General features: G+C 73.4%; 18 protein-coding genes. 8 read left to right on the plus strand and 10 right to left on the minus strand.

Translation table 11 applies throughout. The features are described 5' to 3' along the window. Positions 1-140: 140 nt before the first annotated feature. The 7 genes from O2W15_RS18310 to O2W15_RS18340 all read right to left on the minus strand — a co-directional run bounded on the left by O2W15_RS18310 (position 141) and on the right by O2W15_RS18340 (position 6841). Positions 141-464 carry a hypothetical protein gene (locus O2W15_RS18310; protein ID WP_269161179.1) on the minus strand — a complete coding sequence of 108 codons (324 nt, stop codon included), beginning with the start codon at positions 462-464 and terminating at the stop codon, positions 141-143. A gap of 14 nt (positions 465-478) precedes the next feature. Continuing rightward, positions 479-1363 carry a tyrosinase family protein gene (locus O2W15_RS18315; protein ID WP_269180418.1) on the minus strand — a complete coding sequence of 295 codons (885 nt, stop codon included), beginning with the start codon at positions 1361-1363 and terminating at the stop codon, positions 479-481. A 349-nt stretch (positions 1364-1712) separates the two neighbouring features. Continuing rightward, a complete protein-coding gene (locus O2W15_RS18320; RefSeq protein WP_269180419.1) occupies positions 1713-2762 on the minus strand; it encodes a glycosyltransferase family 4 protein in 1050 nt (349 codons plus the stop codon). 5 nt (positions 2763-2767) lie between these two features. Next, positions 2768-3889, minus strand: a complete 1122-nt coding sequence (locus O2W15_RS18325) for a hypothetical protein (RefSeq protein ID WP_269180420.1) — start codon at positions 3887-3889, stop codon at positions 2768-2770. A gap of 154 nt (positions 3890-4043) precedes the next feature. Continuing rightward, complete coding sequence (locus tag O2W15_RS18330; protein WP_269180421.1) at positions 4044-5015, minus strand: glycosyltransferase family 2 protein; 972 nt, start codon at positions 5013-5015, stop codon at positions 4044-4046. 18 nt (positions 5016-5033) lie between these two features. Further along, entirely contained in the window at positions 5034-5693 is a 660-nt protein-coding gene (locus tag O2W15_RS18335; RefSeq protein ID WP_269180422.1) for a CHAP domain-containing protein, read from the minus strand. After that, complete coding sequence (locus O2W15_RS18340; protein WP_269180423.1) at positions 5690-6841, minus strand: hypothetical protein; 1152 nt, start codon at positions 6839-6841, stop codon at positions 5690-5692. Before O2W15_RS18340 ends, O2W15_RS18335 begins: the two co-directional genes overlap by 4 nt. Before the next feature lie 308 nt (positions 6842-7149). On the opposite strand from O2W15_RS18340, the gene O2W15_RS18345 reads away from it, so the two are divergent. From O2W15_RS18345 to O2W15_RS18375, 7 genes are all read left to right on the plus strand, one after another. Continuing rightward, the gene (locus O2W15_RS18345; protein WP_269180424.1) at positions 7150-8070 is read left to right on the plus strand and encodes a hypothetical protein; all 921 of its coding nucleotides are present in this window, start codon (positions 7150-7152) and stop codon (positions 8068-8070) included. A 136-nt stretch (positions 8071-8206) separates the two neighbouring features. Further along, positions 8207-9256 (plus strand): glycosyltransferase, encoded by a 1050-nt coding sequence (locus O2W15_RS18350; RefSeq protein ID WP_269161187.1) that lies wholly within the window; start codon positions 8207-8209, stop codon positions 9254-9256. Then, entirely contained in the window at positions 9253-10866 is a 1614-nt protein-coding gene (locus tag O2W15_RS18355) for a lipopolysaccharide biosynthesis protein (protein WP_269180425.1), read from the plus strand. Before O2W15_RS18350 ends, O2W15_RS18355 begins: the two co-directional genes overlap by 4 nt. Beyond that, the gene (locus O2W15_RS18360) at positions 10863-12113 is read left to right on the plus strand and encodes a polysaccharide pyruvyl transferase family protein (RefSeq protein WP_269180426.1); all 1251 of its coding nucleotides are present in this window, start codon (positions 10863-10865) and stop codon (positions 12111-12113) included. The genes O2W15_RS18355 and O2W15_RS18360 overlap by 4 nt, the downstream gene beginning before the upstream one ends. Beyond that, positions 12114-12665: an acyltransferase gene (locus O2W15_RS18365; protein WP_269161190.1), complete on the plus strand. Its 552-nt coding sequence runs from the start codon at positions 12114-12116 to the stop codon at positions 12663-12665. It begins immediately after the preceding gene. Positions 12666-12816: 151 nt separating this feature from the next. After that, entirely contained in the window at positions 12817-13938 is a 1122-nt protein-coding gene (locus O2W15_RS18370; RefSeq protein ID WP_269180427.1) for an acyltransferase family protein, read from the plus strand. Further along, positions 13935-14939, plus strand: coding sequence for a glycosyltransferase (locus tag O2W15_RS18375; protein WP_269180428.1), 1005 nt, complete (start codon positions 13935-13937; stop codon positions 14937-14939). The genes O2W15_RS18370 and O2W15_RS18375 overlap by 4 nt, the downstream gene beginning before the upstream one ends. 108 nt (positions 14940-15047) lie before the next feature. On the opposite strand, the gene O2W15_RS18380 is transcribed toward O2W15_RS18375, so the two are convergent. Then, complete coding sequence (locus O2W15_RS18380) at positions 15048-16739, minus strand: ABC transporter ATP-binding protein (RefSeq protein WP_269180429.1); 1692 nt, start codon at positions 16737-16739, stop codon at positions 15048-15050. A 273-nt stretch (positions 16740-17012) separates the two neighbouring features. Here O2W15_RS18380 and O2W15_RS18385 point away from each other — a divergent pair, with 273 nt between their 5' ends. Further along, a complete protein-coding gene (locus O2W15_RS18385; protein WP_269161194.1) occupies positions 17013-17888 on the plus strand; it encodes an ATP-grasp fold amidoligase family protein in 876 nt (291 codons plus the stop codon). A 109-nt stretch (positions 17889-17997) separates the two neighbouring features. Here O2W15_RS18385 and O2W15_RS18390 read toward each other — a convergent pair whose 3' ends face one another. Together O2W15_RS18390 and O2W15_RS18395 are read right to left on the minus strand one after the other, a co-directional pair. Then, entirely contained in the window at positions 17998-18990 is a 993-nt protein-coding gene (locus O2W15_RS18390; protein WP_269180430.1) for a sugar-transfer associated ATP-grasp domain-containing protein, read from the minus strand. Further along, positions 18987-19727, minus strand: a complete 741-nt coding sequence (locus O2W15_RS18395; protein ID WP_269161196.1) for a hypothetical protein — start codon at positions 19725-19727, stop codon at positions 18987-18989. Before O2W15_RS18395 ends, O2W15_RS18390 begins: the two co-directional genes overlap by 4 nt. Between the last annotated feature and the right edge of the window lie 12 nt (positions 19728-19739).

The following is a 19739-nucleotide window of genomic DNA, read 5'->3' on the forward strand; positions in this document are numbered from 1 at the left end:
CGGGCCCACCCCGACGTCGTTCCCGGCGCCGGTGTCAGTGGGCCGCGCACCGCTGACGCCCGGTGACAGCCCGACACGACGGAGGCGGGGCGCTGGTCTGCCAGCGCCCCGCCTCCGTCCTGCCGTCCGTGTCGGACGCGTCAGATGATCAGCAGCCCGGCGTCCTCGGCCTGGATGACGGCCTCGATGAGCTTCCGCGGCGACTTGTACGTGCCGAACGGGAGCAGGTGGGTCGCGTACCCGTCGAGCATCCGCTCGAGGTGCACCCCGTGCCGGCCGTTGATCACGGCGTGCGCGCTGTTGCCGATCCGCTGGATGGCCACCGCACGCCCCCGGGCCGTGAAGCGCTCCTCCCCGGCTGCGGCCGCACTCGGCACGTCGTCGAACGGAGGGGTGCCGGTCACGGCCACCGCGGTGCCGACGACGGCCACGGAGGCCCCCATCACGAAACGTCTGCGATCCATGTGCGTCGGTCCTCCTAGACGTAGGTGTAGTCGAGCCGGTTGATGTCGAGGACGTCAGCCGGGGTCCGCGGGACGACCAGGCCCTGCATCGAGTCGTTGAGGTTGTGCCCGGTGGGACCGCCGGAGGTGGGCTGGTAGTTGTTCACGCCCCGCATGCCCTGCCAGACCCACCAGAGCCGGTCCACGTTGGCGTGGGTCAGCCAGAAGACCGGGTCGTTCGGCGAGGTGCCGGCGAGCATGTCGCCGCCCACCCACCGGTGCACCAGGTTGTGCATACGGGGGCCTCCGGACCAGCCCTCCATCCGGTTGCGGAAGGTCGCCACGCTGGCGTCCCAGGGGGACCTGTCGTAGGTGGTGTAGCGGTCGATGGCGTCGGTGACCTGTGCCGGGGTTGGCAGGCTGCTCGACCCGCGGGGGTCGCGGCCCAGGAGTCGGATCAGGCCGGGCTGCGAGCGCGGGACCAGCGCTCCGGTGCTGTTGTTGACGATGAGCGCCACCCAGTGCGCGAACGGCCCGTTGAGCACCCGGTTGCCCCGGGCCGGGTCGCCGTCGCCGCCGATGCCCCCCGGGCTCCACAGCGGCGAGCGTCGCGGGTCGCCACCGTTGAGGGCCGTGTCGTTCTGCCACCGCCAGTAGGGCATCCCCTCGATCGACGGGTCGACGGCCTGCAGGGCGTTCTCGATGTCGAGCAGGGTCGCCCGGTGCCAGGGGAGGAAGGCCGGCGCGCGATGGGCGGCGTTGCGCGTGGAGCCCGGGGGGGTCGCGACGTTCATCGCGGCGACGTGGTTCCGGATGAACTGGTCGTAGGTGCCGTTCGCCTTGAGCACGTTGAAGGCCGAGGTCAGCCGCTGCACCTCGGTCGGGGACAGGCTCAGGATGTTCCGTCTCGTCCCGGTCATCAGGAGCACACCCCTTCCTGGCGAGACGGGGAGGCGACCGGTGCCGCAGGCCCTCGTTCGAGCATGTCCGACCCTTCGAGAACAGTTGGTGACGTTCGACAGAGGCAATCGAACCGACGGGAATCCGCAACTGGGAGGCGCGAACTCGAAGGTCGATCGCTCGTAATCTCGTCGACACCATAGCCACATCTCTCGCGGATATGGACTGAGCGATTCGCCACTTCCCCCCGTGATCACGGGGTCACTAAGAGCATTCCCCAGTGTGACTCATCGCGTGCGTTCGATGACTCATTCCGTACGATTCGGAGCGAGCCCGATCCGTACGGTGACCGTCTGGTGACCGGCAGGCTCAGTCGGCCCGGGGGGCGCCGGAGGTGGGAGGACGGCGGTCGGCGAGCGCGGCGAGCCACAGGTCCTCGACCCGGGGGAACACCGCGTCCGCGCTGAAGCGCTCCTCGAAGGCCAGCAGGGCCGACTCGGCCAGCCGGGACCGGCGCTCCGGGTCGCTGAGGACCGACTGCAGGGCGGCCCGGAAGGCCTCCACGTCCCCGGGCGGGACGACGATGCCGTGCTCGTCCCCCAGGACCGCGGCGATGCCCCCCACGTCGGTGGAGACCACGCAGTTGCCGCGGGCCATCGCCTCGAGGATGAACATCGGCATCGCCTCGTCCCGGGACGGGAGCACCGCGATCCGGGACCGGTCCAGCAGCGCCATGAGCTCCTCGTGCGCCAGCGAACCGGCCATCGTGAGCCCCTCGACGTCCGCACGGACGAGCGCGGCGTCCTGGACGGGGCCGGCCACGACGAGCTCCCAGCCCGGGGCGTCGATCCGGGCCCACGCCTCCTGCAGCACGTCGATCCCCTTGCGGTGCGACACGACGCCGCCGAAGACCACCAGGTCCTCCTTCGCCACGGGAGCGCTGGAGGGGATCGCGTTCGGGATCAGCACCACCCGCTCGGCCGGCACGAAGCGGGCCGCCACCTCCGAGGACTCGGCCGACAGGCTGATCACCCGGTCGGCGCCGCGCAGGGCCCATCCGGTCAGCCGCGGGTGCGCGGCGGCGAAGGCGGCGAACGAGCTGCCGTGCAGGTGCGCCACCGTGGCGATCCCGCGGCGGTGCGCCACCCGCATCAGCGCGCCCTCGCGGACGAAGGACCCGCGCTCGGACAGGTGCGCCACCACGACCGAGGACCGCCGGGGCAGCCGCAGCACCCGGGCCAGCGCACCGGTGCCCTTCACCAGGGCGGCCCGCAGGTCGTGCGGGTCTCCCCGGGAGGTGATCACCGCGACGTCCACCCGCGGGAAGGGCCACGCCAGGTAGCCGTTCATGACCTGCGTCATCCCGCCGGGGATGTCCCCCACGCGGCCCAGGTGGTGCACGGTCGGCCGGGTCGTCACCGCGGTCAGCCCGCGACCGGCTCGGTGGTGGCCGGAGCCGCCGGGGATCGCCCGGACAGCACCTGCCGGATGTCGTCGCGGTGCCCGCGCAGCCGCCGGCGCGCCTCCAGGAGGGCGCCGAACAGCTCGGCCCGCCGTCCGGCCAGGGCCTCCAGCCGGGCCACCAGCTCGTCGGCGGAGTCGGTGGCGGCCGAGACGGTCACCCCCGGGACGCCGATGGTGGTGAAGTGCCGGTCCACCTTGTCGGAGTCCCCGACCGGTGAGCCGACCGGCACCGCGCCCTCGGTGAACGCGGCGATGACCACGTGCAGCCGGTCCGACAGCACGATCGCGGTGCGGGCGTACAGCTCCCGCAGCCGGCGCTCCTGCTCGTCGTGGCCGGTGGGGCCGTCCCAGCCGAGCGTCTGGCCGCCCAGGTCCGCCGCCAGTCGCCGGGTGCGCTCCTCGTCGGTCCACACCTGGGTGACCGCCCAGATCTCCAGGTCGTGCGCCGCGGCGTACGCCCGGACGCCGTCCAGCCAGGCCTGACTCGGGTAGGGGCGGGCCGGGTCCTCGCCGCGCATCGACACCACGAGGGCGTTCCGCTCGGGGGCGGGGGAGGCGAACCGCGCGACCGCGGCGTCATCGGCCCCCTCGCCGAAGGCGAGGTCCGGCATGACCGCGCCGGTGCCCATGTAGCGGCCGGTCGCGTCGTCGCGCCACAGGGTCCGGTCCGACAGGGCGATCGACGGGCGCATCAGGGCCCGGGGCACGGCTGCGTAGTTGCGCGTGCCCACCCCGGCCCGGACGGCGGCGCCGCCCCGCAGCTTCAGCGCCAGCAGGAGGGGCAGCAGGGAGAGGTGCTCCTTCATGCCCACGAGGGTCAGCTGGATCTCCCCGGGCTTGAAGACGTAGGCGGCCCGGCCCCGCACCGCCGAGGTCAGGGCGACCCGGTACCAGGCCCGCAGCGACCGGTAGACGCGGTCGCCTGGCCGGAGCCCGAGGCCCTCGTCGTAGCCGGCAGGGGAGGCGCCCACGTAGACGTGCAGCTCGCCGACCGGACGTACCCAGTCGAGGAGCTGCCGGCGCAGGATGATGTCTCCCACGTTCTCGTACTGGCCGCGGCCGATCGCGAAGACCTTCGTCATGCGGGCGCCTTTCGGTGACGGTGGCGGCGGTGGCGTCGTCGGCACCTCAGGACACGCAGGTCCGCGGTGGCCTGGACGGCACCCTGGGGGGCGCAGGTCCGGTGGTCCACGGAGCCGTCGAACGGTAACGCACCGTGCGCGCCGGCTGGGCTGCTCACCGGTCGGCGACGGCCAGCAGCCGGCGGTAGGCGGGGAGGCACACCCTCGCCGAGAGCGCCAGCGCCAGCCGCTTGGCGTCCCGGCGCCGGGCCAGGAGCACCAGTTCCCGCACCCCGAGCCGACGGCGCAGCCGGCGCACGTGCTGGGCGCTCTCCGCGGGGCTGTAGGAACCGAGGACGGCGTCCTTGAGCCCGGAGAGGGTGAGGTAGCGGGTCACGAAGTAGCGGTACTCAGCCGTCCCGATGGCCGTCGGGTCCATCCGCCGGGCGGCGCCCTCGACCGCGGCGGCGATGAGCTCGAGGGACTCCGCGCGCCGGGACCGGGTGGTGATGATCGAGGCGCTGCGCACGCGGTACTCGTAGACGGACACCGGCAGGAAGCCCACCCAGCGGGCGCCGGCGACCGCCTGGGCGACCATGGCGAGGTCGGACTGCACCCGGGCGGGGGTGAAGTCGATGCTGCCCAGCAGCTCCCGGCGGAACAGCTTGTTCCACAGGTGCCCGGTGATCCGGCCGGTCAGGAAGAGGCTGAACGCCTCGTGGCCCGGGACGGGCGGGCCGGCCGGCGGCTCGTTGCTGGTGGGCGCCTTGCCGGACTCGAAGGTGGCGGTGGCGCCGGCCACGACCACGTCCGTGTCCGGGAACGCCGCGGCGGCAGCCAGGAGCTGGGCGGCGGCGTCGGGCAGCCAGCCGTCGTCGGAGTCCACGAACCAGATCCAGTCCGCGGTCGCCTCCTGCACCCCGCGCTCCCGGGCCCGCGCGACCCCGCCGTTCTCCGGCAGGGGGACGAACCGGATCCGGTCGTCCCGGTCGGCAGCGGCCTGGGCGATCGCCCGCGAGCCGTCGGTGGAGCCGTCGTCGACGAGCACCAGCTCGACGTCGACCCTCTCCTGGCCCAGCACCCGGTCGATCGCGTCGGCGAGGTGGGCGGCGTCGTTGTAGACGGGCAGCACGACGCTGATCAGCACGTTTCCTCCAGGCGGCGGTCAGGCGTAGGCAGGGTAGCCGTAGCTGAGCAGCGCCTGCTCCTCCCAGGGGCGGGCGTACCGGCGCACGAAGCGCTCGGGGTACGGCAGCGAGAAGGGGTGGTCGCCCTCGACCGTCTGCGGCACACCGCGGGTCACCGAGGTCACCAGCCCCACGTGGTGTGGCCGGTTGACCTCGCCCCGGGAGTAGAAGACCAGCGCCCCGGGCTCCGGGTCCGAGCCCACCCGGCCGTCGCGCTGCAGCTCCGCGTAGAGGGTCACCGGGTCGGCCGTCCGCTGCACCCCGTTCTCGCGCAGCAACCAGGTGACGTAGATGGCGCTCCACGGCTCCGACGTCTCACCGAACCAGGCCCGCCACGGGCTGCCGAGCAGCCGGCGCCCGGCGGTCCGTCCGGCCTCGGCCAGCACCGCGTCCAGGGAGCCGGGCACCAGCTCGGACGGCGCCGGCGTCTCCGGGGGCGGCGTCGCGACCGGCGGGACCTCGGGCTGCCCCGACCGGGACAGCCCCGCCACGACGGCCGCACCACCGGCGAGGACGGCGCCGCCTGCGAGCAGGAACGAGCGACGGCTGACCGGCCGCCGACCGGGGGCCGGGGCGTCCGGGCCGTCGGGGTCGGTCGGCTGGTCGCCGCGCAGGGACGGGCCGTGCGGGTCGATCACGCCAACGCCCCGTTCCGGTAGGAGCCCGGGTCTGCTTCCTCGACCGTGCGGGCGATCCTGTGGCCGGTGTGCCAGAGGGTCACCCGGTCGAAGCGGCCGGCCACCCGGTAGAGCTGCATGTCGGTCCGGTGGGCCTCGGAGTCCGGCCGGAGGAGCACCCGGGGGACCTGGAGCCGGCCGTCGGCGAGCTGCATCGGACGGACCGCCGTCGACTCACCCTGGTTGACGTGGCACTCCACCCAGCCGGACGCGATGGACGACGACGCCCGGATCCGGAACACCACGTCGGTCCACTGCCCGCGGCGGTAGGGCAACGAGAGGAAGGGGACCGGGTCGCCGGGGTTCAGCTCGTTGCCCCGCACGCTGAACTCGTCGATCGGGTCGTCGGGCGTGCGGCGCTCGGTGTGCAGCACGAACGGGGAGCCCTGCTCGTACGGCGGCCCGTAGAACTGGAAGACCGCGATGTACCCGGACGCCTCGCCGCCGGGGCGGAGGACGCCGTCCCGGGGGTGGACGGAGGGGAAGTCGTCGGGGGGCAGGAACGCGAAGCCGACGCAGAACTCGTCCCCCTCGCGGATGTTGGACCTGCTCGAGGACTGGAACCGCACGGTGGACGACGTCGGCTGGTCGCGGTCGCCCCGCGCGCTGTCGGGCACGGAGACCCGGACGGCCCGCCGCGCCGGCCCGAGCACCGGGTCGGGTTCGACGGAGGCGTACTCGGCCCCGACGACCGCGGTGTTGCTGGCCAGCCACTGCTCGGTCGACCCGCTGTAGTCCGCGGCCCAGGCGAGCTCCTCCCGCCATCCGCCGGCGGACTCCGCACGCACGGCGTCCCGGTCGTTGGCGGTGACGACGGCGATGTGCGGCGCCTCGACCCGGATGCCGTCGACGACCGCCGAGGCGGTGATCCAGAACAGTGCATCGGCCGGTGCAGGGACCTTGCGGTCGACCAGTTTGCGCGTGGTGTCCCAGCGGACGGCGTACGTCCGGTCGCCGACCCGTTCGGCCGGCCGGGTCCCGAACTCCGGATCGCCGATGGCGACCGTGACACTGGCCACCCTGCTGCCGCCGCGCACCTCGACCCGCACCTCGACCGTGCCCCGCACCCGGGCCCCCGGAGCAGGGTCCAGGACGGCGATCGAGGCCATGCTCCTCCTCCAGACGGTGCGTGCGACGGCGTCACGGCGGGCCCTGGGCCAGGGAAGTCGCCTCTTGTCCAGGGTACGTGCCGACCCGGCCACGCCTGCCTCTGTCGGCCACGGGTGGGCGGGGACACGGTCGACGGTGCGTGCGGTGCCGCGGCGCTCGCCCCCTGATCGGGTGACGCCCGGACGGGATCGGCCACAGGTCTTCCCTGGCTTCTGCGTTCGGTGGAGGCTAGTTTTCCGGTACACCTGTTGCGGTCCTGCGGCTCGGTGCCGACCACCCGTCCCGGTTCTCATGGAGGGCGTAGCCCGTGTCCCGAGTCCGCCCGGACGTCCCCGCGTCCGACCTGTCCGCCGTCCGCGCGCCCCTGGCCAGCCGACGCACCGTCCTGCTGGGTGCCGCGGCCGGGCTCGCCGGCGTGGCCGTCGCGGCTCGGCCCGCGCAGGCGGCCCCGGTCTACACCCCCATCCCGAAGCTGCCGGGCGAGGTCTCCCGCGCCGACACCCGGACCACCCGGGTCGGGAAGAAGAAGTTCGAGGTCATCGACGTCGTCTGGGGCAAGGACCGGGCCCGGCTCTACGTGCCGTGGGCGACCCCGCCGAAGGCGCCGAAGCCCAGCGCGGTGGCCTGGATGTACCACTCGAACGGCAGCACCCACACCGCGCTCGACGGCGCGTACGCGTACGGCTCCCAGCTGCTGGTCGACCGTGGCGCGGTCTGCGTCTGCCCCAACTTCGGCGGGAGCACCTGGACCACGCAGGCAGCGCTCACCCACCAGGTGAACTGGGACAAGTACATGAGCGGCGTGTTCAACATCGGCGTCGCCTTCGCCCGCGCGAACTCCGGCGGTGGCTCGCTGATGACCTACGCCTACGCGAAGAACATGGTCCGCGGGATGCGCGGGATCTACCTGGCCAATGCGACCTACGACATGGAGGACCTCTACGCCCGGGACCCTGGGCGGATCGGTCCGGTCTACGGCAACGACCCGGCGCTCGTCGCGGCGACGAACCCCGCCCGGCTGCCGCAGAGCGCGTGGGCGGGCAAGCGGGTGAAGACCGTGGTCTCCCTCGTGGACCCGGTCGTGCCGCCGGAGCGGCACGGCCTCGCGCTGGCAGGTCTCGCGAAGCCGGTCGCGGCCGACGTGCGGGTCCAGTACCACGACCAGGGGCACACCGTGCCGGGGTGGACGAACTCCGACATGGCCGCCACCTTCTCCTCCTGGCTGTGAGCGGGAGCCCACTGCCCCATGTCCGTTGCACCGAACCCCCGTCCGCTGTCCGATGGGCGGCGACACCCATGACCGCGCGAGGAGCGATGTGCGTCGGGCCGCACGCTGGAGTGTCTGGCGACGGGCTCTGCCGGCCGTGACCGGCCGCCGGCCCCTGCGTCCGGCGGCCGCTGGGACCAACCCCGAACGGCGCCTGGTGGTGCTGCACTCCCTGCGCGAGCCGGACGGCACCACGCAGTACGCCGACCAGATGGTCCAGGGCGCCGCCCCGGACGTCGACATCCGCTTCTTCGACTGGCAGACGGGGCTGTTCGGCCGGTACGACGTGCTGCACGTGCACTGGCCCGAGCTGCTCATCCGCGACAGCCGGCGGCCGTGGCTGCGGTTCGTCAAGCGCCGGCTGCTGGACCTGTTGCTCCTGCGGCTGCGGCTGCGGCGGGTCCCGCTGGTGTGGACGGCGCACAACCTCAGCCCGCATGAGCAGGGCAGTCGAGCCGACCACCGGTCGCTGGACCGGTTCTACCGGCACGTCGACCTGGTGATCCGGCTCAACCCGGCCAGTCCGGTCACCGCCGGCCGCGAGACGGTGACCATCCCGCACGGCCACTACCGGCAGCCCTTCGCCCAGTACCCGCAGCCCGAGGCGGAGCCCGGCCGGGTCCTCTACTTCGGCATCATCCGGCCCTACAAGGGCGTCGACGTCCTCATCGACGCCTTCCGGGGCATCGACCGGGCCGACCTCCGGTTGCGGATCGTGGGGAACCCGCACCCCGGCCAGGCCGAGTTGGTGCAGGAGGCGTGCGCGGGCGACCCGCGCATCGACACCCTGCTCCGGCTCGTGAGCGACCAGGAGCTGGTCGACGAGATCCGCCGATCGCAGCTGGTGGTCCTGCCCTACCGCGGGAGCATGCACAACTCCGGGTCCCTCTTCGCGGCGCTGTCCCTCGGTCGGCCGGTCCTCGTGCCGGAGTCGCCGACCAACGCGGCGTTGTCCGAGGAGGTGGGTCCCGACTGGATCCTGCAGTACGCCGGTGAGCTGACCCCGCAGGTCCTCGAGGCGGCGATCACCTCCACGGCCACCGGCCTGGACGGCGAACCGCGGCTCGACGACCGCGACTGGGAGCGGATCGGGCTCCACCACCGCGACGCCTACCGCCGGGCCCGAGTGCTCAGCGGGCGAGGGTGAACGCCGAGTCACGAGCGGGGGAGGGCCCGGGGCTCGGCACACGAGCCACCCGGGGTGCTGCCGTCACGCTGGGCGGCCAGGGGATCCGGGTGCTCGTCCAGCTCGTGGGCATCGCCGTCCTCGCGCGGCTGCTCGACCCCGAGGACTACGGGCTCATCGCGATCGTGGCCCTGATCGTCGGTTTCGGTGAGCTGTTCCGGGACTTCGGGCTCTCCTCGGCCGCCGTCCAGGCCAAGACGCTCTCCGACGGGCAGCGGGACAACCTGTTCTGGCTCAACACCGGCATGGGCGCGGTCCTGGCCGTGCTCGTCTGCGCCGCATCGCCGCTGATCGCGCTGGCCTTCGACGACGACCGGCTCACGCTCGTCGCCGTCGTCATGTCGGCCACCTTCCTGCTGAACGGGGTCTCCACCCAGTACCGGGCGATGCACACCCGGCACCTGCGGTTCGGCAAGCTGGCTCTCTCCGAGATCGGCGGGCAGGTCGCCGGGGTGGTCGTCGGCATCGTGCTCGCCGTCCTCGGGGCCGGCTACTGGGCGCTGGTCGCCCAGCAGCTCACCCAGGGGCTGGTCGCGCAGGTGTTCCTGGTCGCCACCAACCGGTGGCTGCCGGGCTGGGTGGACCGGAGCGCGTCCGTCCGGCCCTTCATCGGGTACGGCATGCCGCTGCTCGGCTCGCACCTGCTCAACTACCTGGGCCGGAACATGGACACCCTCGTGCTGGGTGCGCGCTTCGGTGCGGCGCCCGTCGGGCTCTACAACCGCGCCTTCCAGCTGGTCATGATGCCGCTGCTGCAGGTCCAGGCACCGGCGACCCGGGTGGCCCTGCCGGTCCTCTCCCGGCTGCAGGACGACCGGAAGCGGTTCGCCGAGTTCATCAGCTTCGGTCAGGTCGCGCTGCTCACCCTGATCGGCGGTCTGTTCGCCGTGCTGTTCGCGCAGGCCGAGTCCGTGGTGTTCGTGATGCTCGGGTCCCAGTGGACGGAGGCGGTGCCGATCTTCCGGGTGCTGCTCGTCGCCGGGTTCTTCCAGGCCGCCACCTACGCCATCTCGTGGGTCTTCCTGGCCAAGGGGCTGACGCGCTCGCAGTTCGTCTACGCGTTGGTGACCAGGCCCGTGATGGCCGTCATCATCGTGGTCGGCTCCGCCTGGGGGCTGCAGGGCGTGGCGGTGGGCTACGCGATCGGGGTGGCCCTGTCCTGGCCGGTGGCGCTGCTGTGGATCGCGCGCGTCTCCGACGCCCCCGCCGGGCGGATGTTCGGCAACGGGCTCCGCACCGGGCTGGTCTTCGGCACGGCGTCGGCGCTCTCCTACCTGGCCACGGTGGCGCTCCCGGATGACGCGCATGCGCTGCGCCTGGTCGTCGGGGTCGTCGCCGTCCTCGGCGCGACCGGCCTCACCGCACTCGTCTGGCCGACGTTCCGGCGCGACCTGCGCGGCATCGCGGGGATGCGCAGGTCCCTCCGGCGCGGCTCCGGTCGTCCGGCCACCCGGCCGGCGGACGACGACGGCGCACCCACCGGCCGGGACGCCGACCCGACCACCCTCAGCCTCACCGGTGCGGCTGCCACTGACCCGATCACGACCCCGAAGGCGGGTATGGACGCATGACCAAGGCCATCGAGCGCGCGCACCGGATCCGGCGACGGGCGGTGGTGGCATCGGGGCTGCCCAGCCTCGTCGACCGCCGGATCGTCCGGTCCCGGGTGCGCGCCGAGCCGCGCGACCGGAGCAGGCACCTGCTCCTCGCCGCGCCCGGCGGCGGCAACGTCGGGGACCAGGCGATGCTCGAGTCGGTGCTGGAGAACACCGCCGGCCCGGTGACCCTGGTCGTGCCCGACCGCGCGTCGGTGGAGCTGCCCGAGGAGTTCCGGCAGCGCGTGGAGGTGCTGGAGATCCCGCACCTGGTCTACGGGACCGGCGCCGAGCACCGGGCATCGGTGGCGTCGTTCGGCCGGGCTCTCGCGGGTGCGGCCCAGCTGTCCGTCCTGGGCGCGGACGTGATGGACGGCCGGTACTCGTTGCCGGCGTCGGTGCGCCGGTCGAACCTCGCCCGGGCGGCCGCGCTCGCCGGGGTCCAGACCCGGGTCATCGGGTTCAGCTGGAGCGACCGTGCCCGGGTCGCGGCCCGGCGGTCACTGGCTGCCGCGGCCCGGGACGGGGTGCGCCTGTTGCTGCGCGACCCCATCTCCGCCGAGCGCGCCCGCAAGGACGGGATCGCACCGGTCGAGGAGGTCGCGGACGTCGTCTTCGCCGCCCGGAGCGTGGACGCGTCGGCGGCCGACGAGCTGCTGCAGCGCATCACCCGGCCGGTCGCGCTGGTCAACGTCAGCGGGCTGCTCGCCGGCCGGCTGGACCAGACCGAGGAGTACGTCCGGATCGTGGAGGGACTGCGGAGCCGTGGCCTGCACGTGCTGGTCATCCCGCACGTCGACCGGGAGCAGAGCGGTGACATGGAGGCCTGTGCCGCGCTGCTGGCGCGGGTGGGCGAACTCCCCGACGTGAGCAGCGTGCCCTCGATCCTGTCCCCGGCGCAGGTCCGCGGGCTGACCGCCCGGGCCAGCATCACGGTGACCGGTCGCATGCACCTGGCGGTGATGTCGCTGCTGCACGGCGTCCCGGCGCTCACCCTGGCGTCCCAGGGCAAGGTCGAGGGCCTCATGCAGCTGTTCGGGACGCCGGAGCTGCGCATCGACGCGGTCCCCGGCTTCTCGGCGGTCGTGGTCGACGTGGTCGACCAGGTCCTCGCCGCGGACTCGGCAGCCCGGCAGGCCATCCGGCAGGCGCTCCCGGGCGTCGTGGCGATGGCGCAGCGCAACACCGCCGACCTGGCCTCCGTCCCCACCGGGCAGGCCTAGATGGCCGGCAGGATGCGTGGCGCGCTGGCCAGCGCGGTGGCCGGCAGCCCGGTCTGGGCTCCCCGCACCCGGGCGCGGCTGCTCCGGGCGCTGGGCGTCCGGGTGCACGGCAGTGCCCGGGTCTACCCGTGGATCCGCTTCGTGGGCGGCGTCGACCACCTGGAGATCGGTCGGGGTGCGTTCGTCAACGTCAACGCGACGATCGGTGCCAACGCCCGCATCGTCATCGGCGACCGGGTCCACCTCGGCCCCGGGGTCAGCCTGCTGCCCACCTCCCACGAGGTGGGGCCGCGTGAGCAGCGCGCCGGGGCGCCGGTCAGCGCACCCATCACGATCGGGGCCGGTGCCTGGCTCGGCGCCGGGGTCACCGTCCTGGGCGGGGTGACCATCGGTGCGGGCTCGGTCATCGCCGCCGGCGCCCTGGTCAGCGGTGACACCCAGCCGGACGGCGTCTACGGCGGCGTGCCGGCGCGGCTGATCCGCCGGCTGGACCCTTCGGGACCCGGGCCCGCCCCCGCCCCCGCGGAGCCGACCACCTCCACGGTGGAGTGAACCTGCCCCCGATGAGCCGTCCGGTCGTCCCGATCCCCGTACCGTCGGTGTACCGGCTGTTAGGGTCCGCGCGGACTCTCGGGTTCCCGCGGGTCCAGGTGACCGGACACGGTCGGGCGACGGACCAGGCCGTAGGAAGAACGGATCCTCGATGAGCGCCCAGAGCACTGCCCCGACGACGGGGCGGTTCGCGTGGCTCGAGCCCGTCAAGGGCCTGGCCATCTTCATGGTCATCGCCTACCACGTGACCCTGTACCTGAAGACCGCCGACGTCGACGCGGTGCTCGGCCGGGCCAAGGCCGTCTTCGAGCTCTTCCCGATGCCGGCGTTCTTCCTGATCGCCGGGATCTTCGCCGGCCGGCACGGGGCCACCAAGTTCCGCGCGCTGTGGAAGCGGCGGCTGCTGCCGCTGCTGTACCTCTACGTGCTGTGGTCGGTCATCCGGACCGTCTTCTACTTCGTCGTCCCCGGGCTCAACGGCGAGCTCGGTGAGATCCCGGCGACCGACCCGCTGGCCCTGCCGCTCATCCTGTTCTGGCCGAGCAGCAGCTACTGGTTCCTCTACGCCCTCTTCCTGTTCACGCTCGGCCGCTGGCTGATCGCCCGGGCACCGGTCTGGGCGCAGCTGGCCGGTTCGGGTCTGGTCTCCACCCTCTTCACCAGCGGCCTGGTCGACGCGCACAACATCGGCTGGAACCGGGTCGGCGCACTGTTCTTCTTCTTCGTGCTGGGCGCGGTGTTCTCCCGGGAGATCCGAGACCTCGTCGAGCGGGCGCGGCCGGTGCACCTCGCGATCGCCTTCGCCGCCCTCGTCGTCTCCACCGCGCTGATCGTCCTGGGCTTCCGCTGGGTGCCGCTCGTGGTGCTCGTCGGGCAGCTCGCGGCCGTGGCCGTCGGCATCCTGATCACCCGGTACCTGGTCCGGCTGCCGGGTTTCGGCATCTTCACCTCGATGGGCACCGCCAGCCTGAAGCTGTACCTGCTGCACCTCTACGTCATCGTGGTGGCGACCGCGCTGATCGGGCTGCTGGACCCCGCGTGGCCTCGGTGGGTCGACGTCGGCGTGCAGATCGCGCTGGTGGTCCTCACCGTCCTGGCGTCGTTCGGTCTCGCCCGGCTCACCAGCCGGGTCCGCTGGCTGTACGCGCCACCGGCCTTCCTCCGCGGTCCCCGTCCCCGCGGGGTGCGGCAGGACCCCACCCCCAACGACCCGGAGGCGGCGGTCAGCCCTCAGCGCGACCTGACGCCCCGGCCCACCGAGAAGAGGGAATGACGATGCCCCGGGAACTGCCCGAGCTCCGGCCGGGCGCCGAGCGGCGGCTCGTGCTGGCCGCGTCCACCGGTGGTCATCTCGCCCAACTGGTCCGGCTGGCGCCGGGGCTCGGGGCCTCCGCCGACTCGCTCTGGATCACCTTCCCCACCGCGCAGAGCGAGTCGCTGCTGGCGGGCCGGAACGTCCTGCACGTCCCCTACATCCGTCCGCGGGAGGGGTTGGAGATCGCGCGTGCGTTCCGGTCGATCCTGCCCCGGCTGCGGGCCGAGGAGTTCGACGCCGCGGTGAGCACGGGGTCGGCGCTGGCGCTGGCCGCGCTGCCCGCCGCGCACCTGGCCGGGATCCCGACGCTCTACATCGAGAGCGTCTCGCGGGTGAACGGCCCCTCCGTCAGCGGCCGGGTCCTGGCCGCGATGCGCTTCGCCCAGCTGCGGACACAGCACCCGGGCTGGGCGGGGGGTCGCTGGGGCACCCACCCGAGCGTGTTCTCGGCGTTCCGGATGGCGCCTCGGCCGGTGCAGCGCCAGGGGCAGGCCCGGCTGTTCATCACGCTCGGCACGCTCCGCGGCTACCCGTTCCACTCGATCGTCGACCGCGTCCTGGAGCTGGGCCTGGCCGACGAGCACACGGTCTGGCAGCTGGGGGAGACCGAGCCGGCCGTCGAGCTGCCGGGTCAGGTCCACCACGAGCTGCCCGCCCGGGACTTCGAGCGGCACGCGCGCGAGGCGGACGTGGTGATCACCCACGCCGGCGTGGGCAGCGTCCTCGGGCTGCTGGAGATGGGCATCGCGCCGATCGCCGTCGTGCGCCGCCGCTCCCGTGGCGAGCACGTCGACAACCACCAGCAGCAGCTGGCGGACCTGATGAAGAGCAGCGGGATCGGCTTCGCCGTCGAGGTCGACGAGCTCTGCCCGGAGGTCGTCGCGGCTGCGGCGCGCGTCCGGGTCGAGACCGACGCCGGCACGACCGGCGAGTCCGGCACGTCGCTCTCCCGACCCTGACCGCTGCCGCGCCGCGCGGCGGTCAGGGGGCCGGACGGCGCAGGGGGCGCCCGTCCGGCCGTGTGACCCAGCCGGCGCGACCGTCGACGGCGCCGGTCGCGGGCGGGGTCAGGTGACGCTGTGCCCGGCCTGGGAGATGGCCGTGATCTCCCGGAAGAAGTCGTTGTCGCGCAGCAGGACCTCGGGCTCGTCGATGCCCTGGAGCCGGCCGGCGCCCATCACCATGACCCGGTCGCAGATCGACAGCGTGGACACCCGGTGCGCGACGAGGAAGAGCAGGACCTCGCCCTTCATCCGCGCCAGGGACTCCTGGACCGCCTGCTCGCTCTTGACGTCCAGCGCACTGGTGGGCTCGTCGAGGATCAGCACGTCGGGGCGCCCGGCCAGGGCGCGCGCCAGGCACAGTCGCTGGCGCTGGCCCCCGGAGATCGCCGCGGCCCGCTGCCCGATGACCGTCTGGTAGCCCTTCGGCCAGCTGAGGATCTCCTCGTGCAGCGAGGCCTTGCGGGCGGCCTCCTCGACCTCCGCGTCGGAGATGTCATCGCGGTAGAAGCGGATGTTGTCGGCGACGGTGCCCCAGAGCAGCTGGGGGCTCTGCGGCACGTAGGAGACGCGCTGCCGCCAGTCGCCGAGCCGGAAGTCGCGGCCGTCCCGTCCGTTGACCGTGACGGTGCCGGTGGTGGGCAGCCGGAGGCGCAGCAGCAGCTGCACGATGGAGGACTTCCCGGCCCCGGACGGGCCGACGATGCCGATGACCTCGCCGCGGCGGGCCTCGAAGGAGAGGTCGTGGAGGACGGGCGCCCCGGAGTCGTAGGCGAAGTCCACGTGGGACATGCCGAGCCGCTCGATGCGGTTCAGCGGGTGCTCGCCGTCCTGCCGGGTGTGGTCGGCGTAGTGGTCGAGCGCGCGGCGCAGCCGGCCCATGTAGGGGATCAGCTCGTTCATCCGGGTGGAGGAGGCCTGGATCCGCTGCCCGAAGGTGAGCGACCGGATGAGGATGAGGACGACCGCGCCGAGCTCGCCGATCGCCGTCGCCCCGGACAGGTGGACGATCGTGAGGGCGAGGAGCAGCAGGAAGAAGGCGACGCTCTGGTAGAGCGCCGGCACCGCGCGGTTGAGGAAGCGGGTCTGCAGGAGCGGACGACGCACCTCCTGGATCATCTCCTCGACCGCCTGGCGGTAGGCCCGGTTGGCCCCGAAGACCTGGGTCTCCTCGGCCAGCTGGACCATCTCCTGCACGCCCTTGGCGTACTCGACGTTCTCCGCGCTCAACGCCCGGGCGTGGCCGCGCTGGCGGCGGGCCAGCGGGGCGAGCATCAGGAAGAGGACCGCCGAGGCCCCGATGAGGATGAGCGCCGTCGGGGCGCTGAGCAGGAAGGCGGAGGCGAGCAGCGTGAAGAACATGAGGACCGCGCTGATGCCCTCGGAGAGGGTGGTGACCGCCGCCGAGGCCTGGATCGCCTGGGTGGTCATCAGGGACTGGAAGTGCCCGTCGCGCTCCGCCGACTGGATCTTCCAGGACGCCGAGGTGAACCGCTCGAACAGGTCACGCCGGAGGGCGGCCATCACCGACGCGCTCATCGAGGCGGGCACGTAGGCGAGCCACACCTGGAGTGCGCCGCGGAAGACGGCCAGCCCCATCCCGACCGCGCAGAGGACGACCAGCGGGGCGGTGACGTCGATCGGGCCCGGGATGGCGTCCACCTGCGTCTGCCCCTGGGACAGCGCCGTGGCGAGGGAGGCGACCAGGGCCAGCAGTGCGGCCTCGACGAGGCCGGCGATCACGGAGCCGCCGGCCATCAGTGCGATGCGCGACTTCGACGAGCCGAGGAAGGGGCCGAACTGTTGCCACGCGGTCCTGTAGCGCCGGACGACCCTGGTGGGTGTCGGCCACTGCTTCGGCAGTGACAACTGCTCTCCCGGACTCGAGTGCACGACCCCGGCCGGGGTCAGGTCACGGAGGACCCTACCGTCGCCCGCTGGCCGTCAGGAGCGTTGTCGCCCACACTGGGGAACGGCGGCGAGGGGGGGTCGACGTTGCGGCGTCGGCGCTCGTCTGTTGGAGTGTGCGCCGTGGCCCGTGCGCCGTTCCCCCGTCTCGACCCGCAGCGGCTGGTCCCTGTCCAGCTGCGCCGGGCGAGGAAGTTCTACCTCCGGCACGGTCGGCTGCCTCCGCTGGTGGACTTCGAGACCTTCAACGACAAGGTCCAGTGGCGGGTGACCCGTGACCGCCGCGAGCTGCTCCGGCTCACCTGCGACAAGCTGGCGATGAAGGAGCACGCCGCCCGGCTCGCGCCGGGCCTGACCCGCACGCCGGAGACCTACTGGTTCGGCACGGACGTCGCCGAGCTGCGGGACGTCGACCTCCCCGCGAACTGGGTGCTGAAGCCGAACCACGCGAGCCAGCGCGTCGTCATCAGCGGCGGCCCGGCCGACGTGGAGGCGCTCGCCGCGGAGGTCGAGGGGTGGGTGAGCGAGCCGTACTGGCGGCGCAGTGGCGAGTGGGCCTACCGCACGGCGCGCCCCGGTCTGCTGGTCGAGGAGTTCATCGGCACGCCGGGTGAGGTGCCCGCCGACCTCAAGCTGTTCGTCTTCGACGGCCGGCCCCGTGCGATCGCCGTCCACAGCCGGGACGGGAACGTGCACCGGGCGCGGTACTACACCCCCGACTGGGAGCCGCTGCCCTGGAACGGCGGGTACGCCCCCGGGCCGGACACCGCCCGGCCGGAGCGGCTGGAGGACATGCTGAAGGCGGCGTCCCAGCTGGCGGCGGACTTCGACATGATGCGCGTGGACTTCTACGAGCACGACGGGGTGCTGTGGTTCGGCGAGCTGACCCCCTACCCCGCGGCGGGCCTGGCCCGGTACGAGCCGGAGCTGGACCGGCTGCTGGGCAGCTGGTGGCAGCTCCCCGTCTCCGGGACGAGGCGGCTGCTCCGCCTCCGCTGAGCTCCGCACGGCGGCCGCGCGAGCGCTCCTCGGCGCAGGGGGGCCGGGCACGGAGAGGGGCCGGCCTGTACGCGAGGGGACGGCAAGGCCGCCACCCCCGTGCGCGGCCTCAGGCGTGCCGGCGGTCGAGCAGGCCGTGGTCGATGTAGAAGCGCCGCACGCGCGGGTCGGCCAGGAAGGACCCGTGGAACTGGAACACGTTGAGGTTCGGGACGCCGGCGTTCCCCTCGAGGACCAGTGGGCCGCGGTCAGTGACGCAGACGTCCCAGCCGACGTGCGTCACCTCCGGGAAGGCCGCCATCAGCCGCCCGACCAGGTCGAGCACCTCGCCCCAGTGCGGCACGGTCTCCCCGGCGATCGGCACCCCGGTGTCGGGGTGCCGGTCGTACGTCGGTCGCCCCCGCTCCCGCGGGCGTCCCACCGCCGGGCCGAGGCGCCCGGTCGCGAGGTCGACGGCGCTGCACAGACCCCCCGAGCTGACGTTGTCGACGGCGCCGCTGGCCGCGGTGCCCCACCGGTGCACCGCGGCGGCGACCACCGGGTCGCCGTCCGGCAGCCGGATGGCCAGCGCGCGGAGGGTGTTGAGGGAGCCCGGGTGGACGGCCCGGAGCTGCGGGTGCTGCTCCAGCCGCTCCTGCACGAGCACGGCGGCTCCCGACTCGCCGGCGACCAGGCCCTCGACCTGCTCGCCCGCCACGATGCGGACCCCGCGTCCGCCGGCGCCGTCGAGGGGCTTGAGGACGACGTCCGGCGCCGCCCGCATCCGGTCCAGCGCCGCGGCCGACCGGCCGTGCAGCGTGCCGCGGAGCCCGACGCCGTAGACCTCGGGGGCGGCCGCCGCGAGGCCGCGGGCGACCACGACGTCGGCGAAGACGTTCTTGTCCTCCAGCAGCCGTGCGCCGGCCGGGTGGTTCAGCCGGCGCAGCCGGGCCTCGACCGCGGCGTCGCTGATGAACGGGACGGCGGGGTCGTGGATGCCGGGGTAGGCGTACCAGCGGTTGGAGAGGAAGCCGCGCCGCCACATCGACGGGTGCAGGCGGCCGGCGTACTGGCGCCGCTCCAACCGCGCCATGGTGCGCAGCAGCGTGGCGCGGCTGGTCATGCGGTGCGCCGCACCCGGCGCCTGGCAGCCCGGGTGACCCGGCGCTGCGTCCGCACGAGCTTGCGACCGAGGACGAGCGCCGGGGGGGCGAAGGTCACGCCGTCCCGGTTGGTCAGCTGGCAGGGCCGGCACTGACCGCAGGGCAGGTCGCCCAGCGGGTCGTGGCAGAACCAGCGCTGGGACAGCAGGTCCAGGAAGCCGTGCTCCCGGGCGATCTGGGCCATCTCGCCCTTCGTCGTCCGGAGGACGGGGAAGGACCAGAACCGGAACATCTGCGCCTCGGGCGCGGAGCTGAGCGTCCCGCGGTCGTCGGTGAAGACGAGGCGGTGCAGCGCGGTGGGGCCGTCGTCGTGGGCCTGCATGCAGACCTCCACGCCCGACCAGCCGAGCCGCTCGGCGACTCCGGCCAGGTAGACGTACTGGCTGCCGATCCAGGTGCCGTTGCGCAGGATCGACGCGTTGAGGGCCTGGAGCTCCTCCGACGGCGGGAAGTCCCAGCGCAGGTGCATCTCGACCGGCGCGAGCATCGCCGGGTCGTCGAGCCGCTGGAGCAGCTGCTCGCGCATCCGGGCCATCGTGCTGAGCTCCAGCAGGGTGCTGCGCCGCTCGGGGTTGACCACGTAGATCGGCTGCACCGGCCGGTGCTCGACGAGCAGCGCCTGCATCAGCCGGAAGGAGGAGTCCCAGCCTCCGGTCCACAGCAGTCGGATGGGGGCGTGGTCCTCGGCGGCACTCATCGCCGTCCTCTC

Origin of the sequence: Modestobacter sp. VKM Ac-2979 (assembly GCF_026967995.1) — a bacterium.
Lineage (GTDB): Bacteria > Actinomycetota > Actinomycetes > Mycobacteriales > Geodermatophilaceae > Modestobacter.

Bases quoted from the DNA above. Each gene is read 5' to 3' on its own strand.
- O2W15_RS18310 (WP_269161179.1), bottom strand. From the start codon at position 464: ATGGATCGCAGACGTTTCGTGATGGGGGCCTCCGTGGCCGTCGTCGGC.
- O2W15_RS18315 (WP_269180418.1), bottom strand. From the start codon at position 1,363: ATGACCGGGACGAGACGGAACATCCTGAGCCTGTCCCCGACCGAGGTG.
- O2W15_RS18325 (WP_269180420.1), bottom strand. From the start codon at position 3,889: ATGACGAAGGTCTTCGCGATCGGCCGCGGCCAGTACGAGAACGTGGGA.
- O2W15_RS18340 (WP_269180423.1), bottom strand. From the start codon at position 6,841: ATGGCCTCGATCGCCGTCCTGGACCCTGCTCCGGGGGCCCGGGTGCGG.
- O2W15_RS18360 (WP_269180426.1), top strand. From the start codon at position 10,863: ATGACCAAGGCCATCGAGCGCGCGCACCGGATCCGGCGACGGGCGGTG.
- O2W15_RS18365 (WP_269161190.1), top strand. From the start codon at position 12,114: ATGGCCGGCAGGATGCGTGGCGCGCTGGCCAGCGCGGTGGCCGGCAGC.
- O2W15_RS18370 (WP_269180427.1), top strand. From the start codon at position 12,817: ATGAGCGCCCAGAGCACTGCCCCGACGACGGGGCGGTTCGCGTGGCTC.
- O2W15_RS18375 (WP_269180428.1), top strand. From the start codon at position 13,935: ATGACGATGCCCCGGGAACTGCCCGAGCTCCGGCCGGGCGCCGAGCGG.
- O2W15_RS18380 (WP_269180429.1), bottom strand. From the start codon at position 16,739: ATGGCCGGCGGCTCCGTGATCGCCGGCCTCGTCGAGGCCGCACTGCTG.
- O2W15_RS18390 (WP_269180430.1), bottom strand. From the start codon at position 18,990: ATGACCAGCCGCGCCACGCTGCTGCGCACCATGGCGCGGTTGGAGCGG.
- O2W15_RS18395 (WP_269161196.1), bottom strand. From the start codon at position 19,727: ATGAGTGCCGCCGAGGACCACGCCCCCATCCGACTGCTGTGGACCGGA.